Below are 1,805 nucleotides of genomic sequence, written 5' to 3'. Positions count from 1 at the left end.
GCGCGAAGTCCGCATGAGCGTTGCCGCACCACCCCCACCGAAGGCCGCCGGCCGCGGCACTCCGCCACCGCGCACACCGCGCGCCCGGAAGGCCGCACTCGGCCTCGACGGCGGCGCGTGGTTCCTGCTGCTGCCCGCGCTCATACCCATCCTGGTGCTGAGCGTCGGCCCGCTGCTGTACGGCGCGTCGCTGGCGTTCACCGACGCGCAGGCCGGCCGTACGGAACCCACCGAGTTCATCGGCGTGCAGAACCTCGCCGACCTGCGGCACGACACCCTCTTCTGGGACTCGTTCCGCATCGGGCTCATATGGGCGCTCTGCGTCACCGCCCTGCAGTTCGCGCTCGCGCTGGGCCTGGCCCTGCTGCTCAACCAGAACCTTCGCTTCCGCTGGTTCGCACGCACCCTCGCGCTCGTCCCCTGGGCGATGCCCGAGGTCGTCGTCGGCATCATGTGGCGGCTGGTCTACCACCAGGACGCCGGCATCCTCAACGAGACGCTGAGCCGGCTCCACCTCATCGACGAGAACGTCGGCTGGCTCACCAGCCTGTCCCTGGCCCTGCCCGCGGTCATCGCGGTGGGCGTCTGGGCCGGCATGCCGCAGACCACGGTCGTGCTCCTCGCCGGGCTGCAGAACGTCCCGTACGAGCTGAAGGAGGCCGCGGCCCTCGACGGCGCCGGCGTCTGGCGCCGCTTCACCTCCGTCACCTGGCCCGCGATCAGGCCGGTGGTCATCGCCATCACCGCGCTCAACTTCATCTGGAACTTCAACTCGTTCAGCCTCGTCTTCGTGCTCACCCAGGGCGGGCCGGGCGGTGAGACCCGGCTGCCCATGCTCTTCGCGTACGAAGAGGCGTTCGCCTACGGCCAGTACGGCTACGCCGCCGCCATGGGGCTGGCGATGATCGCCGTCATCGCGGTCTTCCTCACCCTGTTCCTCCGCAAGCGACTGAAGGAGGAGGCAAGCTGATGAGCAGTCTCACGAGCCTGCGCACCAAGCGCGCCGCCGGGCGCACCGGGCAGTACCTCGCCCTGCTGGCCTACCTGGTCTTCCTCGCCTTCCCGCTGGTGTGGCTGATCTCCACGGCCTTCAAGTCGCCGCAGGAGCTGGGGAAGATCGACCCCACCTGGATCCCCCAGGACCCCACCCTGGAGAACTTCCGCGCCGCCTTCGACGCCCAGCCGCTGCTGCGGTCCGCCGCCAACAGCCTCCTCGTCGCCGGCAGCGCCGCCCTCATCGCCGTCGCCATCGCCGTGCCCGCCGCGTACGCGATGGTCCGGTACCGCTCGAAGGTCACCACGGCGGCCACCGGCTGGATCCTGGTCAGCCAGATGTTCCCGTTCGTGCTCATCATCATCCCGCTGTTCATGCTGCTCAAGGAAGCGCGGATGATCGACTCGCTGCCCGGGCTGATCCTCGTCTACGTCGTGTGGAACCTGCCCTTCTCGCTCTGGATGCTCCAGGGCTACGTCAAGGCGGTGCCCGTCTCCCTGGAGGAGGCCGCCGCCGTGGACGGCGCGAGCCGGCTGCGCACCATCGTCAGCGTGGTGCTCCCGCTGCTCGCCCCCGGCCTGGTGGCGACGCTGATGTTCTCCTTCGTCACCGCCTGGAACGAGTTCTTCTTCGCCCTCGTGCTGCTCAAGTCCCCGGAGAATCAGACGATGTCGGTCATCCTCACCCAGTTCCTCGGGGCCGAGGGCGTCGTGGACCTCGGCCCGCTCGCCGCGGCCGCGACCCTCGCCACCATCCCCAGCCTGCTGTTCTTCGCACTGCTCCAGCGCCGCCTGGTCAGCGGGATGCTCGC

At 69.5% G+C, this 1,805-nt stretch carries 2 protein-coding genes; both read left to right on the top strand.

The window, feature by feature from the left end; translation table 11 throughout:
- Window positions 1–13 precede the first annotated feature (13 nt).
- Window positions 14–970 carry a carbohydrate ABC transporter permease gene (locus H5J30_RS30820; RefSeq protein WP_181790770.1) on the top strand — a complete coding sequence of 319 codons (957 nt, stop codon included), beginning with the start codon at window positions 14–16 and terminating at the stop codon, window positions 968–970.
- A partial coding sequence (locus tag H5J30_RS30815; RefSeq protein WP_181790768.1) for a carbohydrate ABC transporter permease occupies window positions 970–1,805 on the top strand: 836 nt, incomplete at its 3' end. The genes H5J30_RS30820 and H5J30_RS30815, both read left to right, overlap by 1 nt.

The organism is Streptomyces phytophilus (assembly GCF_013870535.1).
Classification (GTDB): Bacteria; Actinomycetota; Actinomycetes; order Streptomycetales; family Streptomycetaceae; genus Streptomyces; species Streptomyces phytophilus.
This window is presented reverse-complemented; position numbering and strand designations above follow the sequence as displayed.